General features: G+C 71.7%; 16 protein-coding genes. 11 read left to right on the top strand and 5 right to left on the bottom strand.

The features are described from left to right. Window positions 1–46 precede the first annotated feature (46 nt). From glpK to AC1DYZ_RS01965, 3 genes are all read right to left on the bottom strand, one after another. Window positions 47–1570, bottom strand: coding sequence for a glycerol kinase GlpK (gene glpK, locus AC1DYZ_RS01975; protein ID WP_477063549.1), 1524 nt, complete (start codon window positions 1568–1570; stop codon window positions 47–49). Window positions 1571–1667: 97 nt separating this feature from the next. Then, on the bottom strand, window positions 1668–2390 hold the full coding sequence (locus tag AC1DYZ_RS01970; RefSeq protein ID WP_477063548.1) for an MIP/aquaporin family protein: 723 nt from the start codon (window positions 2388–2390) through the stop codon (window positions 1668–1670). A gap of 73 nt (window positions 2391–2463) precedes the next feature. Continuing rightward, entirely contained in the window at window positions 2464–4272 is a 1809-nt protein-coding gene (locus AC1DYZ_RS01965; RefSeq protein WP_477063547.1) for a glycerol-3-phosphate dehydrogenase/oxidase, read from the bottom strand. A 145-nt stretch (window positions 4273–4417) separates the two neighbouring features. Between AC1DYZ_RS01965 and AC1DYZ_RS01960 the strand changes: the two genes are divergently transcribed. The 3 genes from AC1DYZ_RS01960 to AC1DYZ_RS01950 all read left to right on the top strand — a co-directional run bounded on the left by AC1DYZ_RS01960 (window position 4418) and on the right by AC1DYZ_RS01950 (window position 6606). Further along, entirely contained in the window at window positions 4418–5407 is a 990-nt protein-coding gene (locus tag AC1DYZ_RS01960; RefSeq protein WP_477051810.1) for a sugar-binding transcriptional regulator, read from the top strand. A gap of 70 nt (window positions 5408–5477) precedes the next feature. Next, window positions 5478–5981 (top strand): amino-acid N-acetyltransferase, encoded by a 504-nt coding sequence (locus AC1DYZ_RS01955; RefSeq protein ID WP_456824004.1) that lies wholly within the window; start codon window positions 5478–5480, stop codon window positions 5979–5981. A gap of 52 nt (window positions 5982–6033) precedes the next feature. Further along, a complete protein-coding gene (locus AC1DYZ_RS01950; RefSeq protein WP_477063546.1) occupies window positions 6034–6606 on the top strand; it encodes a GNAT family N-acetyltransferase in 573 nt (190 codons plus the stop codon). Between the two features lie 12 nt (window positions 6607–6618). On the opposite strand, the gene AC1DYZ_RS01945 is transcribed toward AC1DYZ_RS01950, so the two are convergent. After that, the gene (locus AC1DYZ_RS01945; protein ID WP_477063545.1) at window positions 6619–7521 is read right to left on the bottom strand and encodes an HhH-GPD family protein; all 903 of its coding nucleotides are present in this window, start codon (window positions 7519–7521) and stop codon (window positions 6619–6621) included. 143 nt (window positions 7522–7664) lie between these two features. Here AC1DYZ_RS01945 and AC1DYZ_RS01940 point away from each other — a divergent pair, with 143 nt between their 5' ends. Next, entirely contained in the window at window positions 7665–8279 is a 615-nt protein-coding gene (locus AC1DYZ_RS01940; protein WP_477063544.1) for a hypothetical protein, read from the top strand. Between the two features lie 95 nt (window positions 8280–8374). Beyond that, window positions 8375–9688 carry an APC family permease gene (locus AC1DYZ_RS01935; RefSeq protein WP_477063543.1) on the top strand — a complete coding sequence of 438 codons (1314 nt, stop codon included), beginning with the start codon at window positions 8375–8377 and terminating at the stop codon, window positions 9686–9688. Here AC1DYZ_RS01935 and disA read toward each other — a convergent pair. After that, window positions 9685–10803 carry a DNA integrity scanning diadenylate cyclase DisA gene (gene disA / locus AC1DYZ_RS01930; protein ID WP_477051798.1) on the bottom strand — a complete coding sequence of 373 codons (1119 nt, stop codon included), beginning with the start codon at window positions 10801–10803 and terminating at the stop codon, window positions 9685–9687. The two genes, AC1DYZ_RS01935 and disA, sit on opposite strands and share 4 nt — an antisense overlap. 280 nt (window positions 10804–11083) lie before the next feature. On the opposite strand from disA, the gene AC1DYZ_RS01925 reads away from it, so the two are divergent. The 6 genes from AC1DYZ_RS01925 (at window position 11084) to AC1DYZ_RS01900 (ending at window position 17689) form a co-directional block, all read left to right on the top strand. Continuing rightward, entirely contained in the window at window positions 11084–12259 is a 1176-nt protein-coding gene (locus AC1DYZ_RS01925) for an ROK family transcriptional regulator (RefSeq protein WP_477063542.1), read from the top strand. Window positions 12260–12326: 67 nt separating this feature from the next. Beyond that, the gene (locus tag AC1DYZ_RS01920; protein ID WP_477063541.1) at window positions 12327–13661 is read left to right on the top strand and encodes an ABC transporter substrate-binding protein; all 1335 of its coding nucleotides are present in this window, start codon (window positions 12327–12329) and stop codon (window positions 13659–13661) included. Window positions 13662–13666: 5 nt separating this feature from the next. Then, window positions 13667–14602, top strand: a complete 936-nt coding sequence (locus tag AC1DYZ_RS01915; RefSeq protein WP_477063540.1) for a carbohydrate ABC transporter permease — start codon at window positions 13667–13669, stop codon at window positions 14600–14602. Further along, complete coding sequence (locus AC1DYZ_RS01910) at window positions 14599–15429, top strand: carbohydrate ABC transporter permease (protein WP_477063539.1); 831 nt, start codon at window positions 14599–14601, stop codon at window positions 15427–15429. Before AC1DYZ_RS01915 ends, AC1DYZ_RS01910 begins: the two co-directional genes overlap by 4 nt. Beyond that, on the top strand, window positions 15426–16691 hold the full coding sequence (locus AC1DYZ_RS01905; protein ID WP_477063538.1) for a 6-phospho-beta-glucosidase: 1266 nt from the start codon (window positions 15426–15428) through the stop codon (window positions 16689–16691). The genes AC1DYZ_RS01910 and AC1DYZ_RS01905 overlap by 4 nt, the downstream gene beginning before the upstream one ends. Then, complete coding sequence (locus AC1DYZ_RS01900; protein ID WP_477063537.1) at window positions 16688–17689, top strand: N-acetylglucosamine kinase; 1002 nt, start codon at window positions 16688–16690, stop codon at window positions 17687–17689. Before AC1DYZ_RS01905 ends, AC1DYZ_RS01900 begins: the two co-directional genes overlap by 4 nt.

Raw genomic sequence — 17689 nt, 5'->3', positions numbered from 1 at the left:
GCCGGGGCGCCTCGTCGCACCCCGGCCCTCGCCCGTCGATCGGACGTCAGCTCACGTCGTCGTCGACCCAGTCGAAGGTCTTGGTGACGGCCTTCTTCCAGTTCCGGTACTGCCGGTCGCGCTCGTCGTCGGCCATCGCCGGCTCCCAACGCTTGTCCTCGGCCCAGTTGTCGATGACGTCCTGCTCGCCGTTCCAGAACCCGACGGCGATGCCGGCCGCATAGGCAGCGCCCAGGGCGGTGGTCTCCGCGACCTTCGGCCGGACCACGGCGACGCCGAGGATGTCCGCCTGGAACTGCATGAGCAGCTCGTCCTGGACCATGCCGCCGTCCACCTTGAGCTCGGTCAGGTCGACGCCCGAGTCGGCATTCATGGCGTCCAGGACCTCGCGGGTCTGGAACGCCGTCGCCTCGAGCGCGGCCCGGGCGATGTGGCCCTTGTTGACGTACCGCGTGAGCCCGACGAGGGCGCCGCGGGCGTCGGACCGCCAGTACGGCGCGAACAGGCCCGAGAACGCCGGCACGAAGTACGCGCCGCCGTTGTCGTCGACGGTCTTGGCCAGCTCCTCGATCTCGGGTGCCGAGGAGATGATGCCGAGGTTGTCGCGCAGCCACTGCACGAGCGAGCCGCTCACGGCGATCGAGCCCTCGAGCGCGTACACGGTCGGCTGGTCGCCGATCTTGTAGCAGACCGTCGTCAGCAGGCCGTTCTTCGACGGGACCGGCGTCGTGCCCGTGTTGATGAGCATGAAGTTGCCGGTGCCGTAGGTGTTCTTGGCCATGCCGACCTCGAAGCACGCCTGCCCAAAGGTGGCCGCCTGCTGGTCGCCGAGGATGCCGGCGATCGGGACGCCCGGGACCATGCCGCCCTCGCGGCCGACCCCGTAGACCTCGGAGGACGACCGGATCTCGGGGAGCATCGACAGCGGGATGGTCATGTCGTTGGCGATGTCCTCGTTCCACGTCAGCGTGTCGAGGTTCATCAGCATGGTCCGCGACGCGTTGGTCGGGTCGGTGACGTGCACGCCGCCGTCGACCCCGCCGGTCATGTTCCACAGCACCCACGAGTCGGTGTTGCCGAACGCCAGCTGGCCGGCCTCGGCCTTCTCCCGGGCGCCCTCGACGTTGTCGAGGATCCACTTGACCTTCGGGCCCGAGAAGTAGGTGGCCAGCGGCAGGCCGACCTTGTCCTTGTACCGGTCGGCGCCGCCCCCGAGCGCCCCCAGCTCGTCGGCGATCTTCTGCGTGCGGGTGTCCTGCCAGACGATCGCGTTGTAGACGGGCTTGCCCGTGGTCCGGTCCCAGACGACCGCCGTCTCGCGCTGGTTGGTGATGCCGACCGCGGCGAGGTCCTTGTAGGTGAGGTTGGCGCGGGTGAGGGCGAGGCCCACCACCTCGCGGGTGTTCTTCCAGATCTCCTCCGCGTTGTGCTCCACCCAGCCGGCGCGGGGGAAGATCTGCTCGTGCTCGATCTGCCCGGTCTCGACGATCTGGCCGGAGTGGTCGAAGACGATGGCGCGGGAGCTCGTGGTGCCCTGGTCGATGGCAAGGACGTACTTGGTGTCGGGCATGGTGAAGATTCCTCCGGGTGGTTCTGGGGATCCGGACGGCGCTCACCGGGGCTGGTGGCGCGCCGTCCGGACGGGGTCGACTGTGTGGTGGCGGGTGTCAGATGTACGCGGCAGCCACGAGGCCACCGATGACGCCACCGACGAGGGGGCCGAAGATCGGGACCCAGGAGTACGCCCAGTCGCTCGAGCCCTTGCCCCGGATGGGCAGGAGGGCGTGTGCGATGCGCGGACCGAGGTCACGAGCAGGGTTGATGGCGTAGCCGGTGGGGCCACCGAGGCTGGCACCGATGCCGACCACGAGCAGGGCGACGGCGAGCGGGCCGAGACCCGAGGGCGTCTTGCCGAACGCCAGGATGACGAAGACCAGCACGAACGTGCCGATGACCTCCGTGATGAAGTTCCACGCGTACGAACGGATCGCCGGACCGGTCGAGAAGACGGCGAGCTTGGTGGCGCCGTCGGCGTCCTCGTCGAAGTGCTTCTTGTAGGCGAGGAAGCAGAGCAGGGCGCCGATTGCCGCGCCGAGCATTTGTGCGGTGACGTAGAGGAAGCCGTTGGCTGCCGTGACCGGCACCCCTGGCGCGAAGTCGGCCGCGCCGCTGGCCCAGATGCCGATCGTCACTGCTGGGTTGAGGTGTGCCCCCGACTTGAAGGCGGTATAGACGCCCGCGAAGACCGCGAGGCCCCATCCGAAGTTGATGAGCAGCCAGCCGCCGTCGAACCCCTTGTTCCTCGGCAGGATGACGTTAGCGACGACGCCGGTACCGAGCAGCACGAGCATGCCGGTGCCGAGAACCTCGGAGAGGAAGACCTCTCCCATTGTGTAGTCCACTGTCGACCCTTTCTGACGGACGTCGTTGTCACGTGCGCCCCGCGGAGGACCGCGGGGAGTTTCAGGTTCCGGCGGGACCGGAGGAGCCCGGGCCGGGCGGCGAGCCGGGCTTGGTGCCGGCGGTGACCGGCTCGTCGGAGAGCATCGGCGACACGTCGGCKGCCCGCAGCCGGACCTTCTCGGCCTCGGCGTCGTCCAGCTCGAGCGCGGCGGCGTCCTCGGCCTCGCACCGCGCGCGGTACGCCTCGATCTCCTGGCTCCGCTGGTGCGCGTCCCAGCCGAGGACCGGGGCGACGAGGTCCGCGATCTCCTCCAGGGCACCGACGCCCTTGTCCGCCTGCTCGTAGTTGAGCCGGGTGCGGTGCATGAGCACGTCGTCGAGGTGCAGGGCACCCTCGTGACTGGCCGCGTAGACGATCTCGGCGCCGATGTAGGCCTCGGCGTTCTTCAGCGGCTCGGCCAGCGACGGCGTCTCGTCGACGAGGTCGATGAGCTCGCCCACCAGTGACCCGTACCGGTGCAGCAGGTGATCCATGCGCGGCCTGGTCCACCCGTACTTCAGGCCGATCGCCCGCGCCTGCCGCTGGAACACCTGCAACCCCTCGGCGCCGACCAGCGGGAGGTCGTTCGTGATGGAGGGGAGGCTGGTGGCCCGGCTGCCGATCGCGAAGTCGACCGCGTCCTTGGCCATCACGCGGTAAGTGGTGAGCTTGCCGCCGGCGATGACCGTGAACCCAGGGGCGGGGGAGGCGACCGTGTGCTCGCGCGACACCTTGGCGCTGCTGGTGCCCGCCTTGACCTGCGGCTGCAGCAGCGGGCGCAGGCCGGCCCAGGTGCCGATGATGTCCTCGCGCGTGATCGGCCGGGACAGCACCGCGTTGGCGTGCTCGATGACGTAGTCGATGTCCGCGCTGGTGGCGACGGGGTGCGTCAGCTCCTGCTTCCACGGGGTGTCCGTGGTGCCGATCACCCAGTACCTCGACCACGGGATGATGAACAGCACCGACTTCTCGGTCTGCAGGATCAGCCCGACGTCGCCGGCGATGCGGCTGCGCGGCACGACGATGTGCACGCCCTTGCTGGCCAGCACCCGCAGGCCGCCCTCGGCGCCCGCCAGCGACTCGGTCTGCTCCGTCCACACACCCGTCGCGTTGATGACGGCCCGGGCCCGGACGTCGATGTGCTCACCCGTCTCCAGGTCCACCACCTCGGCACCCGTCACGGCGCCGCCGGTCGTGGTCTGCAGGTCGAGCACCTGCGTGCGGGACGCAGCGTGCGCGCCATAGCTGACCGAGGTGCGGACCAGGGTCTCGACGAGCCGGGCGTCGTCGACGCTGGCGTCCCAGTACCGGACCGCGCCGATCGCGGCGTCGTGGCGCAGGTCGGGGAACAGGCGCTCCATGCCCTTGCGGGACAGGTGGCGGTGCATCGGGAGGGCGCGCTTGGACCCGGTGACCGAGGCGAGGGTGTCGTACAGCGCGACGCCGGCGCCGACGTAGGCCCGCTCCCAGACCCGGTTCTCCAGCGGGTAGAGGAAGCTCACGGGCTTGACCAGGTGCGGGGCCAGGCGGTTGATCAGCAGGTCACGCTCGGTGAGCGCCTCCCGCACCAGGTGGAAGTCGAGCATCTGCAGGTAGCGCAGGCCACCGTGCACCAGCTTGCTGGACCGGCTCGATGTGCCGCTCGCCCAGTCCTGGGCCTCGACGATCGCCGTCGACAGCCCCCGAGAGACCGCGTCGAGCGCAATCCCGGCGCCGGTGACGCCTCCTCCGATCACCAGGACGTCGAGCTCGTTCCCGCGTTCAGCGCTCCCGCGCATCGCGTCGAGTGCGTCCTGTCGTGCTTGGGCCGTCAGCGGCGCCGTCCTCATCCGAAGTACCCCCGGTGGTTCTGTTGTCGCACTTTGTCCCACTCGCCCGGTACGGGCTTGCTCGCTATCGTCGTCACCAGGCGAACGAACGCGCAACAGCAGTGCACAAACGTGCAGCGCCGATCGCGTCCGGGAGGGGGTTCCGATGTACATCGAGCGGGAGCAGGACGTCCTGCGGGCGGCGTCCATGTACTACCTCCAGGACATCAAGATGGAGGTCATCGCCCGCCACCTGGGGACCTCGAGGTCCACCGTCTCCCGGCTCATCAAGCGCGCGCGCCAGTCCGGGCTGGTCGAGATCACGCTGCGCCCGGCGAGCACGCGTGCACCCGGCCTCGGCCGCACCATCGCCGCGGCGTTCGGCATCGACACCTACGTGGTGCCGGTCCCGGACTCGGCCAGCCACATCGAGCGCCTCGACCAGGTGTCCATCACCGCGGCACGCCTGCTGTCCTCGTGGTTCGACTCCGACATGGTGCTCGGCGTCGCCTGGGGGACCACGCTGGCGTCGGTCTCCCGGTACCTCGCACCCAAGCCGACGCGCGGGTCGGCGGTCGTCCAGCTCAACGGCGCCGCGAACATGCGCACCAGCGGGATCGAGTACGCCAGCGACCTCATCTCGACGTTCGGCACCGCGTTCGCCGCGGCCGTGCACCACTTCTCGGTGCCCGCGTTCTTCGACTACCCCGACACCAAGGCCGCGATGTGGCGCGAGCGGTCGGTCCGCCGGGTGCTCGACATGCAGCGGCGCGCGGACATCGCGGTGTTCTCGGTCGGCGCGGTCGCGGGGGCCGTGCCGTCGCACGTCTACTCGGCCGGGTACCTCGACGACGCCGACGTGAAGAACCTGCACGACGAGGGCGTCGTCGGCGACGTGTGCACGGTCTTCCTGCGCGCCGACGGGTCGTGGCAGGACGTGCACCTCAACGAGCGAGCGACCGGCCCGACGCCCGTCGAGCTGCAGCGGATCCCGCGGCGAGTCTGCGTCGTGGCCGGCGACAACAAGGTCGCACCGCTGCTGGCCGGCCTGCGCGCGGGGGTGGTGACCGACCTGGTGGTCGACGAGATCACGGCCACCGGGCTGCTCGACGCGGCCGAGCCGCCGCACCCGCGGCGCGTGCGCGCACGGGTCTAGCCTCGCGTTCCCCATCTCGGGAACCGGGCGGCTCCGCGTTCCGGGCCAGCCCCGCCACTACCTTGGCCCGATGTCCTTCCGTGTCCGCCCCGCCCTCCCGGCCGACGTCCGCGCCATCCGCGCGCTCGTCGAGCCCTACGCCGCCGAGCGGATCCTGCTGGCCAAGGAGTGGGTCGGGTACTACGAGGCGGTCCAGGAGTTCCTCGTGGCCGAGGCGGACGACGGCACCGTCATCGGGTGCGGCGCGCTGCACGTCATGTGGCAGGACCTCGCCGAGATCCGCACGCTCGCGGCCGATCGCACCCGGCGCGGCACCGGGGTCGGGCACGCCCTGCTCGACGCCCTGCTGGAGCGCGCCCGGCAGATCGGGTTGCGACGGGTCTTCTGCCTGACCTTCGAGGTCGCGTTCTTCGAGTCCCACGGGTTCCACGTCATCGAGGGCACGCCCGTGACCCCGGACGTCTACCTCGAGCTGCTGCGGTCGCACGACGACGGCGTCGCCGAGTTCCTCGACCTCGCGCGCGTGAAGCCGAACACCCTCGGCAACACGCGGATGCTCATCGAGCTCGACTGAGGCCTCGAGGAAAGCGCTGGGCTGCCCGACCCCGCTCGGGCACGATGGCGCCGTGCACACCTATCTGGAGACCGAGCGCCTGACCCTGCGCCCCTTCGCGGCCGACGAGGCCGACCTGCTGATCGAGCTGGACAGCGACCCGGCCGTGATGCGGTACCTGTCCGGGGGCGAGCCCACCCCGCCCGAGTTCGTCCGCGATCTCGTCCTGCCGAGCCTCCTCGCCGCCTACGAGAGGTGGGGCGGGAGGTTCGGGCTGTTCGCGGCGTTCGAGCGCGACGGCGGCGCCTTCGTCGGCTGGTTCTGCCTGCGCCCCGAGCGGGAGGGCCCCTTGGACGAGGTCGAGCTCGGGTACCGGCTGCGCCAGGACGCCTGGGGCAAGGGGTACGCCACCGAGGTCTCAGCGGCGTTGCTGGCCAAGGCGTTCACGGAGCTCGATGTGCGGGTGGTCTGGGGCGAGACGATGGCGCTGAACCTCCCCTCGCAGAAGGTGATGGAGAAGGTCGGCATGACGGTCGCGACGACGGTCGACACGCCCGAGGACATGCTGATGGTCGAGGGCGCGGAGCGTGGGGGCTTCCGGTACGAGATCACTAAGGAGCAGTGGGAGCGCCTGGCGACGCGGTGACGCCGGGCTCCGTCAGGACGGCAGCCGGTATGTCGCCGGGTCGTCGTCGCTCGGCGCCGGGTCGCGGGTGATCAGGCCGTCGGCGAGCAGGCCGTCGACGCAGCGGGAGAGCTGGCGGGCGTCCGGCCAGACCGCGTCGACCGCGGCCGCCGGAACCGGGCCGAGCGCCTCGCGCAGCAGCGCCATCACGCGCCCCCGCACCTGCCGGTCGGTGCCCTCGAAGGTCTGGGTCCGTCGGCGGCCGGCGTGCTCGTCGGCGGGACGTCCCGCGGCGTACCAGGCGCAGACGTCCTGCACCGGGCACGCCTCGCACCGGGGCGAGCGTGCGGTGCAGACGAGCGCCCCGAGCTCCATCGAGGCCGCGGCCCAGCGGGCGGCCTGCGCGTCGTCGGGCGGAACGAACGCCGTCGCCCGGCGGACCTCGTCGACGGTCTGGCTCGGAGCGGGCAGCGCGACCCCCTCGACCGTGCGCGCCAGCACCCGGCGCACGTTGGTGTCCAGCACCACCGACCGCCGCCCGAACGCGAAGGCGAGCACCGCGGCGGCCGTGTAGGAGCCGATGCCGGGGAGGTCTCGAAGTTCGCTCTCCGACGGCGGGACGTCGCCTCCGTGCCGCTCGACGATCGCCCGCGCGCACTCCTGCAGGCGCAGCGCGCGGCGGGGGTAACCCAGCCGGTCCCACGCGCGCAGCACGTCCGCGGTCGAGGCCGCGGCCAGGTCCGCAGGCGTCGGCCAGCGCGACAACCACGAGCGCCACGCCGGCTCCACCCGGACGACCGGGGTCTGCTGGAGCATCACCTCGCTGACCAGCACGCCCCACGGGGTCCGGTCGGCGGAACGCCACGGCAGGTCGCGCGCATGCACGTCGAACCAGGCGAGCACCGGCTCGCGCAGCTGTACGGGGGACGGCGGCACCGCAGCATCCTGCCCCACGGCCCGCGCTCTCGGCGCCGCACCGCGCGTCGGCCGCGCGAGCCGGCGAACCTGCCTCTACGGTGGTCGCGCCGCGGGAACGGTGCGGCACGCACAGGACGTAGTCGAGACGGGCCGGAGGACGCATGAGCGAGTCGCGACGCCTCCCCGCCCGCGTCTACTGGGTGCGCCGGCTCGTCGTCCTCGGCATCCCGCTGCTGGTCGTCCTGCTCGTCGTGTGGCTCGTGGTCGGTCGGGGCGACGGCGAGGACCCGACGCCCGCGGCGCAGACCACGACGACGTCACCGCCGGCCGAGCAGCCCGCAGACCCGGCCGCCAGCGCGACGCCGAGCGGCGACACGTCGGGCGTCGCGGACTGCGCCCCCACCGCGCTGGTGCTCGCGATGACGGCGGACGCCGAGACGTTCGCCGCAGGCGTCAGCCCCACCTTCTCCGTCGCGATCACCAACACCGGGACCGACCCGTGCCTGGTGGACGCGGGCGAGGCGCAGCGCGAGATCGTCATCACCTCCGGCGACGACCGGGTGTGGTCGAACCGCGACTGCATCGTCGCCGGCACGGAGTCCCGGACCCTCCTGCTGCCCGGCGGCGGCAACGACACGACGCCGTTCGCCTGGAACCGGGTCCGCTCGGCGGAGGGGTGCCCCGAGGGGCTGCCGGCGCCGGGGGCGGGGACCTACTCGGCGCAGCTGAACCTCGCCGGGGCGAGTGCCCCGCCGGTCGTCTTCGGGCTGGGCTGACCGGCCCGGCTCGATCTCCTCCGCGACACCCGTCGACGCCAGTAGGGTCGATCGTGCCGACCGCGGCACCGGCGGTCGCACCCGAGGGAGAGCCCATGTCCGAGACCACCCCGGCGGCGAAGGCGCAGCTGAGCGTGCGCGGTGCGGTCGTGCTCGGGGTKGGTGCGATGGTCGGCGCGGGGATCTTCGCGCTGCTCGGGCAGGCCGGCGAGGTCGCCGGCTCCGCGGTRTGGCTCTCGTTCCTGCTGGCCGGCGCGATGTCGGCCACGCTGGGGTACACGCTGGTGAGGTTCGCGATGCGCTGGCCGTCGTCCGGCGGGCTGATCGTGTACCTGCAGCACGGCTACCGCAGCCGCCGCGTGGTCGGGGTGGCGGCCTGGCTCGGGTACCTCACCGCGATCGTGGTCGTGGGCGCGATGGTCGCCGCCTCGTTCGGCGACTACGCCGCGGTGGTGCTCGCCGACGGGCCGTCCGGCGGCTGGCTGTCCAAGCTCTGCGCCGTGGCGCTGGTGGTGTTCGGGGCGTGGCTCACGGTCGCCGGGCCGCGTCTGGTCGACCGGGTGCAGTCGGTGATCGTCGGCCTGCTCCTGGTCGTTTTTACGGTGTTCGTCGTCGGCACGCTCCCGCAGGTCGACTTCGGGCTCCTGGCGCCGAGCACGTACCCGGGCGCGAACGACATCCTGGCCAGCATCGCCCTCACGTTCTTCGCCTACCTCGGGTTCGCGGTCATCTCGTTCGTCGGCGACGACCTGGCCGAGCCTCGGCGGCAGCTGCCCATCGCGATGTACTCGGCGCTCGCCCTCACCACGGTGCTCTACGTGGCGGTGGCCGTGTGCGTGTTCGGGACGCTCCCGGTGGCCGAGGTGGTCGCCGCCGGGCCGCGCGCGCTGGCGGTCGCGGCGGAGCCCACGCTGGGGCAGGCCGGCTACGTGATGATGACGTGCGCCGCGCTGCTGGCGACCGCGTCGACCGTGACCGCGATCCTGTACAGCTCGGTCGGGCTGACCAGGGCGCTGGCCAGCTCGGGGACGTTCCCGCCCGCGTTCGGCTCGGGCACCCGGCTGGGGCGGCACGGCGGCCTGCTGATCACGGCCGCGCTCATGGTCCTGATGGTGACGTGTCTCAGCGTGGGCGCGCTCGCCTCGGTCGGCAGCGCGGTGTCGCTGGCGGTGTTCGTGCTGGTGGCCATCGCGGCGTTCAGGCTGCGCAAGGAGCTCGGCGCCTCGCCCGCACTGACGGCGACGGCGGTCGCGGTCTCCGGGGTGGTGCTGGTCTGGTTCGTCGTCGACCTGTACGTGTCCCAGCGGCGCTCGTTCTGGATCATGCTGGCGCTGATCGTGCTCGCCGTCGTGGTCGACGCGGCCTGGGCGCGGCGACGAGGTGCCGCCGCTGTGGGGGCCGAAAGCTAGACGTACCGCTCGAGGATGCTCGACTCGGCCAGCCGGGACAGGCCCTCGCGCACGGCCCGGGCACGCTGCTCGCCGACGCCGTCGACGGCCATGAGGTCGTCGATGCCCGCCGCGAGCAGCTTCTGCAGGCCKCCGAAGTGCGCGACGAGGCGGTCGACGATGGCACCGGGCAGGCGGGGGACCTTGGACAGCAGGCGGTAGCCACGCGGGCCGGCGGCCGCGTCGAGGGCGTCGCCGCCACCGGGCAGGCCGAGCACGCTGGCGATGCGCGCGTTGTCCAGGAGCTCGGTCGAGTCGAGCTCGGCCAGCGCGTCGAGCACGGAGTCGACGTCGCGTCGGCTGGTGTCGACGTAGTCGCGGATGATCAGCGCGCGGTCGGAGCCGATGCCGCCGACCAGCTCGTCCAGCTGCAGGGTGAGCAGGCGGCCGTCGGTGCCGAGCTCCACGACGTAGCCCTCGATCTCCTCGGAGATGCGGCGGACCATCTCGAGGCGCTGGACCACGGCGGACACGTCGCGCACGGTCACCAGGTCCTCGATCTCGAGGGCTGACAGCGTGCCGCTGACCTCGTCGAGACGCGACTTGTACCGCTCGAGCGTGGCCAGGGCCTGGTTGGCGCGGGACAGGATCGTGGTCGAGTCCTCGATGACGTGCCGCTGGCCGCCGACGTACAGGGCGATGATCCGCATGGACGCGGAGACCGACACGACCGGCAGGCCCGTCTGCTTGGCCACGCGCTCGGCGGTGCGGTGCCGGGTGCCCGACTCGGAGGTCTCGATCGTCACGTCGGGGAGCAGCTGCACGGCCGCGCGCACGATCCGCGAGATCCCCGCGTCGACGACGACGGCGCCGTCCATCTTGGCCAGCTCGCGCAGGCGGGTGGCGGAGAACTCGACGTCGAGCACGAAGCCGCCCGAGCAGATGCTCTCGACGGTCTTGTCGAAGCCGAGCACGATCAGGGCGCCCGTCCGTCCGCGCAGGATCCGCTCGAGCCCGTCGCGAAGCTCGCCGCCCGGGGCGACGGCAGCGAGGGTCGACCTCAGGAGGTCGTCGGGAGCGTGCGGCACGGTTGCATGGTAACGACGCGCGGCCGCGACAGCCCGTGCGACCCGCATGACGGACCCGATCGCCTGCAGGTGTTCGCCCGTTCGCCGCCGAGTGGCGTCCGAGCCTGCCGCACATGGTGCTGGTGGGGCGCATGGGGTGACGTCCCGTCCCGGGAGCGACGTTCCGTCACCAGCGCGGCAGGATCCGCCGCCGGCAGAAGTAACCGAGCCGTTACCCGACCGAGACGCGGCCGACGCGCGCAGAGGGTTGTCTGTTAGGAAAGTTGCCTGTTAGTTTGACGAGGTCGCGCAGAGGCGGCCTCGATCAACGACGATCGGACGAGTGGACATGAGCGGCACGCCCAGCCAGCCGGGAACGCCCGGGCTGTTGCGCGCCATGAACGACAAGGCCGCGCTCGGCCTCCTGCTGGAGCACGGACCGCTCACGCGCGCGCAGATCGGGGAGCTCACGGGCCTGTCCAAGCCCACCGCCAGCCAGGTGGTCACGCGGCTCGAGCAGCTGGACCTCATCGACACGGTCGGTTCCGTCGCCGCCGCGCGTGGCCCCAGTGCCGTGACCTACGCGGTCCGGACCGACCGGGCCCACGCGGTCGCCGTCGACGTCCGGCCGTACGGCGTGCTGTCGACGCTGGTCGACGCCGCCGGGACCGAGTACCCGATCGCGGAGCTGCCTCTGGCGCGGGCGGCCGCCGAGCGGTCGGCGGTCGGCGACATCAGCGCGGCGATCCGGGCCGCGTGCGACGCGGCAGGCACGACGCCCGACACCGTGGTCACCGTCATTGTCGGCCTGCAGGGCGCCGTGGACCCGCGCACCGACGGCCTCGCGTTCGTGGGCCTCATCCCCGGCTGGCCCCGGAAGGCCGTCCGAGCGCAGCTGGAGGACGGGCTGGGCGTGAGCGTCCGCATCGACAACGACGTGAACCTCGCGGCGGTCGCCGAGCGGGTCGAGGGCGCCGGCCGGGACGTCGACGGGTTCGCGCTGCTCTGGATGGGTGACGGCCTCGGCCTCGCCGTCGACCTCGGTGGCAGCCTGCACCGCGGCGCGTCGGGAGGGGCGGGCGAGATGGGCTACCTGCCCGTCCCGCGCGCGGCCGCCGAGCTGGTCCCGTCGGCCAAGGACCTGCAGGACCTCATCGGCGGCATCGCCGTCGGCAAGCTGGCCCGGGCGCACGGCGTCCGGGGCCGGAGCCTGGACGCCACGCTCACGGACCTCGCTGCGCACCCCGCGCGCCCGACGGTCCTGAGTGAGCTCGCGACCCGCGTCGCGGTCGGCGTCATCCCCGTGCTCGCCGTGCTCGACCCTCCCGTGGTCGTGCTCGGCGGACCGACCGGCGCCGCCGGCGGTCAGAACCTCGCCGACCTGGTGCGAGGACACATCCGCAGGACCACCCGGTGGTCCCCGCACATCTCCGTGAGCACCGTGGCTGATCACCCGGTGCTGCGCGGTGCGCGATCCGTCGTCGGGGCCGACCTGCGCTCTCGCCTGCTCGACCTCGTCCCCTAACCCACATCGACGCACGGCGACCCCGGCCGACCGGGTGCCCCGTCGCGCCCCGAATCAGGAGCCCACGATGAGAACACGCACGTCCCTGCTCGTCGTCCCCGCGATCGCGGCCGTCCTCGCACTGGCCGCCTGCAGCGGTGGATCCTCCGCCGGCCCCACCGCCGAGGCCAGCGCCCCGGCGGAGGTGACCGGCGACGTCCAGTTCTGGCACTTCTTCACCGACCGCGAGGCCGACGTCATCCAGTCGGTGGTCGACGACTTCGAGAAGGCCAACCCCGGTGTGACCGTGACGGTGAAGTCGGGCCAGGACGACGAGAAGATGCGCAAGGCGATCTCCGCCGGGCAGCCCATCGACGTCGGCCTGTCCTACTCCACCGACCAGGTGGGTCCGCTGTGCTCGTCGGGCGACTTCGCCGACCTGACCACCTTCATCGAGCGCGACGACGTCGACCTGACCCAGATCCCCGACACGGTGCTCGGCTACACGTCCTACGACGGCAAGCGCTGCACGATGCCCGCCCTCGCGGACGTCTACGGGCTGTACTACAACACCGACCTGCTGGCCGCGGCGGGGTACACCGAGCCGCCGAAGACGCTCGCCGAGCTGTCCGACATGGCCGTCAAGCTCACCACGTTCAACGACGACGGCTCGATCAAGCAGCTCGGCTTCATGCCCCTGCTCGGGTACTACGAGAACGCCGAGGCGCACTGGGGCCCGGCCGCCGACGCGGAGTGGCTCAACGAGGACGGCACGTCGGCCATCGGCTCCTCGCCGGGCTGGACCGCGATCCTCGAGTGGCAGAAGGACCTCATCGACCGGCTCGGCGGCTACCAGAAGCTCGCCGACTTCCAGGCCGCGCTCGGTCAGGAGTTCTCTGCCGAGAACGACTTCCAGACCGGCCGCGTCGCCATGAACATCGACGGCGAGTACCGGACGGCGTTCATCGACGACCAGGCGCCGGACCTCAAGTACGGCACCGCGCCGATCCCGTCGGCCGAGGGCTACGAGGACAGCTACGGCGCCGGCTACATCACGGGCAACATCGTCGGCATCGGCAAGGGCTCGAAGAACCCCGAGGCCGCCTGGGCGCTCATCAAGTACCTGACCACCGACACGGCCGCCCAGGTCAAGCTGTCCAACGGCCTGAAGAACGCGCCGACGACGCACGACGCGATCGCCTCGCCGGACCTCGAGGTCACGCCGCAGTTCCAGACGTTCCTCGACATCTTCGAGGACCCGACGTCGTCGACCACCCCGCCCAGCGCCATCGGTGCGGAGTACCAGACGATCTTCGGCACCCACACGGCCAAGTGGCAGCAGGGTGACGTCGCGGACCTGCCGGGCATGTTCACGCAGGTCGACGACGAGATCGACGCCGCCGTCAAGCTTCAGGCCGGCTGACGCCCGTGGCCTCGACGATCCAACGCCGACGGAGCAGGGCGGCGCTCGCCTTCCTGACCCCGTCGCTGCTCGGCATGCTGATCTTCTTCGTGTTCCCGCTGGTCATGACGGTCTTCTACTCCTTCACGGCGTTCGACCTGTCGAACCCGCCGCGCTGGAACAACTTCGCGAACTGGAAGTTCCTGTTCACGAGCGACCCCCTGATCGGCACCGCAGTGCTCAACAAGCTGTGGTTCGTCGCGATCCTCGTGCCGGTCCGGATCGTCGGGGCCATGGTCGTCGCCTGGGTGCTCACCCGGGCGCGGCGCAGCTCTGGTGCGCTGCGCACCCTGTACTACCTGCCGGCCCTCATCCCGCCGGTGGCCGCCACGATCGCCTTCGTGTTCGTGTTCAACCCCGCCACCGGCCCGGTCAACGAGCTGCTCGGCAAGGTCGGCATCGACGGGCCGGGCTGGTTCACCGACCCGGCCTGGTCGAAGCCCTCGCTCGTGCTGCTCGGGCTCTGGGTGCTGGGCGACATCATGATCATCTTCCTGGCCAGCCTGCTCGACGTCCCCTCCGAGCAGTACGAGGCCGCCGAGCTGGACGGCGCCAACGGCTGGCAGCAGTTCAGGTTCGTCACCGTGCCCAACATGACGCCCGTGCTGCTGTTCGCCCTGATCACCGGCATCATCGCGGCGCTGCAGTACTTCACCGAGCCCGCCGTCGCGGCGACGACCGCGCAGGGCAAGGCCTCCGTGGGCGCGGGTGCGGCCGGCGCGCTCGGCTGGCCCGACCAGTCGACGCTCACCTACGGCCAGCTCCTGTACTCCAAGGCCTTCGGCGCCAACCTGCTGGGTTACGCGTCTGCGATGGCCGTCGTCCTGTTCGTCGTCGCCGCCGTCGTGATGGCCTTCCTGCTGCGCCGCTTCAAGGCGTTCACCCCGGAGGTGGCGTCGTGACCCGACATCGCTCGCCGCTGGTGTGGGTGGCGGACCACGCGATCTTCGTCGCGCTCTGCGTGCTGTTCCTGGCGCCGTTCGTGTTCATCCTGCTGACGTCGGTCATGTCGCCCGAGCAGGCCGGGACGGCGTTCGGGTGGCCGACGTCGTGGCACTGGGACAACTTCGCGCTCGTGTTCGAGAAGTTGCCGATGCTCAAGTACACCGGCAACTCGTTCGTGTACGCGGGGCTGGCGACGGCGTTCATGCTCGTCTCGTCGGTGCCCGCCGGGTACGCCCTGGCGCGGATCCAGTTCCGCGGCTCGAGCCTCTACCTGGTGCTCATCATCGCGATGATGCTGCTCCCACCCCAGGTCACGAGCGTGCCGCTGTACGTGATGTGGTCGAAGCTCGGGCTCACCGGTTCGCTCTGGCCGCTCATCCTGCCCAACCTGCTGGGCGACGCCTTCTCGATCTTCCTGCTCCGGCAGTTCTTCCTGACGATCCCCAAGGAGTACACCGAGGCCGCCCGGCTGGACGGCTGCGGCGAGCTGCGGACGCTCCTGCGGGTGATCGTGCCGATGGCGAAGCCGGGCATCGCGGCGACCGCGATCTTCCTGTTCTTCACGTCGTGGAACGACTACTACGGCCCGCTGCTCTACACGTCCGAGAACGAGTCCGCATGGCCCGTCTCCTACGCGCTCGCCCAGTTCCGCGGCACCCGCGCCGTGGACTGGAACCTCACGATGGCCGCGACCCTGATCGCGATGGTCCCCGTCGTCCTCATCTTCTTCCTCGCACAACGGACCTTCGTGCGCGGCGTGACACTGACAGGGGTCAAGGGATGAAGCTCACCGTCATCGGCGGCGGGTCGACGTACACGCCCGAGCTCGTCGACGGGTTCGCGCGGCTGCGGTCGCTGCTGCCGCTCACCGAGCTCTGCCTGGTCGATCCGTCTTCTGATCGGGTTGCGCTCGTGGCCGGCGTCTCCCGCCGGATGTTCGCCCGGTACGGGTACGACGTGCGGGTCACCGCCACCTCCGACGTCGTCGCCGGGGTGTCCGACGCCTCCGTCGTGCTCTTCCAGCTGCGCGTCGGCGGGCAGGTGGCCCGGCACACCGACGAGACGTTCCCGCACGCCTGCGGGTGCCTCGGTCAGGAGACGACCGGCCCCGGGGGGTTCGCGAAGGCGCTGCGGACGGTGCCCGTGGTGCTGTCGCTCGCCTCGCTGGTGCGGCGTTTCGCACGGCCCGACGCCTGGATCGTCGACTTCACCAACCCCGTCGGCATCGTCACTCGCGCGCTCCTGCAGGAGGGGCACCGGGCCGTCGGGCTGTGCAACGTGGCCATCGGGTTCCAGCGCCGGTTCGCCTCGATGCTCTCTGTCGAACCGTCGGCCGTGGCGATCGACCATGTCGGCCTCAACCACCTCACGTGGGTGCGCGGGGTCACCGTGGACGGCGTCGATCGCCTGCCCGGTCTGCTCGCTTCACGGCTGACCGAGCTTGCCGACGAGGTCGAGCTCCCCGCGTCGGCGCTGGCGCTGCTCGGCTGCGTCCCTTCGTACTACCTGCGCTACTACTACGCGCACGACGAGGTCCTCGCTGAGCAGACCGCGCCCGGCGCGGTGTCGCGGGCGCACGCCGTGACCGACGTCGAGAACGAGCTGCTCGCCCTCTACGCCGACCCCGCCGTCGACACCAAGCCCGAGGCCCTGACCCGGCGAGGCGGCGCGTTCTACTCCGAGGCCGCCGTCGACCTGCTCGCTTCCCTGACCGCCGACCGCGGCGACGTCCAGGTGGTCAACGTCCGCAACGCCGGCACGCTGCCCTTCCTGCCCGACGACCACGTCATCGAGGTGCCGGCTCGTGTGGGCAGCTCCGGCATCACGCCGCTGCCGGCCGCGCCGCTGGCCGACGACCTCGCGGGCCTGGTCGCCCACGTCGCCGGGTACGAGCGCCTCGCGCTCGATGCGGCCGTGCACGGCGGCCGGGACCGGGTCACCCGCGCGCTCCTGGCGCACCCGCTGGTGGGGCAGTACGACAAGGCGACGGCGTTGACGGACGCCCTGCTCGCGGCCAACCGCGACCACCTCGCGTGGGCCCGGTGACCGGCGTCCTGCTCGCGGTCGACGGGGGAGGCAGCAAGACCGACGTCCTCGCGCTCGCACCCGACGGCACGGTCCTCGCGCACACCCGCGGCGGCGGCTCGTGCCCGCAGGTCATCGGCGTCGCGCCGGCGCTCGAGGTGGTCGACGCGCTGGTCCGCGAGGCGTTGTCGCTGGTCAATCGACCTCGCGTGCTGCGCGTCGGCGTCTACCTGTCCGGCCTGGACCTGCCGGTGGAGATCGAGACGTTCTGTGCCGCCCTGCAGGCGCTGCCGTGGTTCGTGCAGGCCGCCGGTGTCGTCGTCGACAACGACACGTTCGCCCTGCTCCGGGCCGGCACGGCCGAGCACGAGGCCGTCGCCGTTGTGTGCGGGACGGGGATCAACTGCGTCGGTCGGCGCGCCGACGGGGCCACCGCCCGGTTCCCGGCGCTCGGCCGGATCTCCGGCGACTGGGGCGGCGGCTTCGAGCTGGGCGAGCAGGCGGTCTGGCACGCGGCGCGGGCCCTCGACGGCCGCGGACAGCCGACGATCCTCGCGCAGCTGGTGCCCGCCGCCCTGGGTCGGCCGACGATGACCGCGGTGATCGAGGACCTGCACTTCGGGCACCTGGACCACGACGACGTCGCGCGCCTCTCGCCCGTCCTGCTCGACGCGGCCGGCCGCGGGGACTCGGTCGCGATCGGCGTGGTCGAGCGCCAGGCCGACGAGGTCGCCGCCCTCGCGCTCGCCGCCCTGCGCCGGCTCAACCTGCTGGACGCGTCCGTGCCCGTGGTGCTCGGCGGGGGAGTGCTGGCCGCCCGCGACCCCGCGCTGACCGAGGGCATCCGCTCCCGGATCGCCGCCGGCGCACCGGGCGCGCACCTGGTGTTCGTCGCGGACCGGCCCGTGCTCGGCGCGGMGTTCCTGGTGCTCGAGGCGCACGGTGCGACGTCGTCGGCGCTCGACGTCGCCCGGGTGACGCTGACCGCCCGCGGCGTGAGCGAGGCCGTGGCGAGCTGA

The sequence above is a fragment of the Cellulomonas sp. P1_C4 genome (assembly GCF_056406355.1).
This window is presented reverse-complemented; position numbering and strand designations above follow the sequence as displayed.

Excerpts from the sequence above, each read along its gene's own strand:
- glpK (WP_477063549.1), bottom strand. The coding sequence starts at position 1,570 with ATGCCCGACACCAAGTACGTCCTTGCCATCGACCAGGGCACCACGAGC.
- AC1DYZ_RS01970 (WP_477063548.1), bottom strand. The coding sequence starts at position 2,390 with ATGGGAGAGGTCTTCCTCTCCGAGGTTCTCGGCACCGGCATGCTCGTG.
- AC1DYZ_RS01960 (WP_477051810.1), top strand. The coding sequence starts at position 4,418 with ATGTACATCGAGCGGGAGCAGGACGTCCTGCGGGCGGCGTCCATGTAC.
- AC1DYZ_RS01955 (WP_456824004.1), top strand. The coding sequence starts at position 5,478 with ATGTCCTTCCGTGTCCGCCCCGCCCTCCCGGCCGACGTCCGCGCCATC.
- AC1DYZ_RS01940 (WP_477063544.1), top strand. The coding sequence starts at position 7,665 with ATGAGCGAGTCGCGACGCCTCCCCGCCCGCGTCTACTGGGTGCGCCGG.
- AC1DYZ_RS01925 (WP_477063542.1), top strand. The coding sequence starts at position 11,084 with ATGAGCGGCACGCCCAGCCAGCCGGGAACGCCCGGGCTGTTGCGCGCC.
- AC1DYZ_RS01920 (WP_477063541.1), top strand. The coding sequence starts at position 12,327 with ATGAGAACACGCACGTCCCTGCTCGTCGTCCCCGCGATCGCGGCCGTC.
- AC1DYZ_RS01905 (WP_477063538.1), top strand. The coding sequence starts at position 15,426 with ATGAAGCTCACCGTCATCGGCGGCGGGTCGACGTACACGCCCGAGCTC.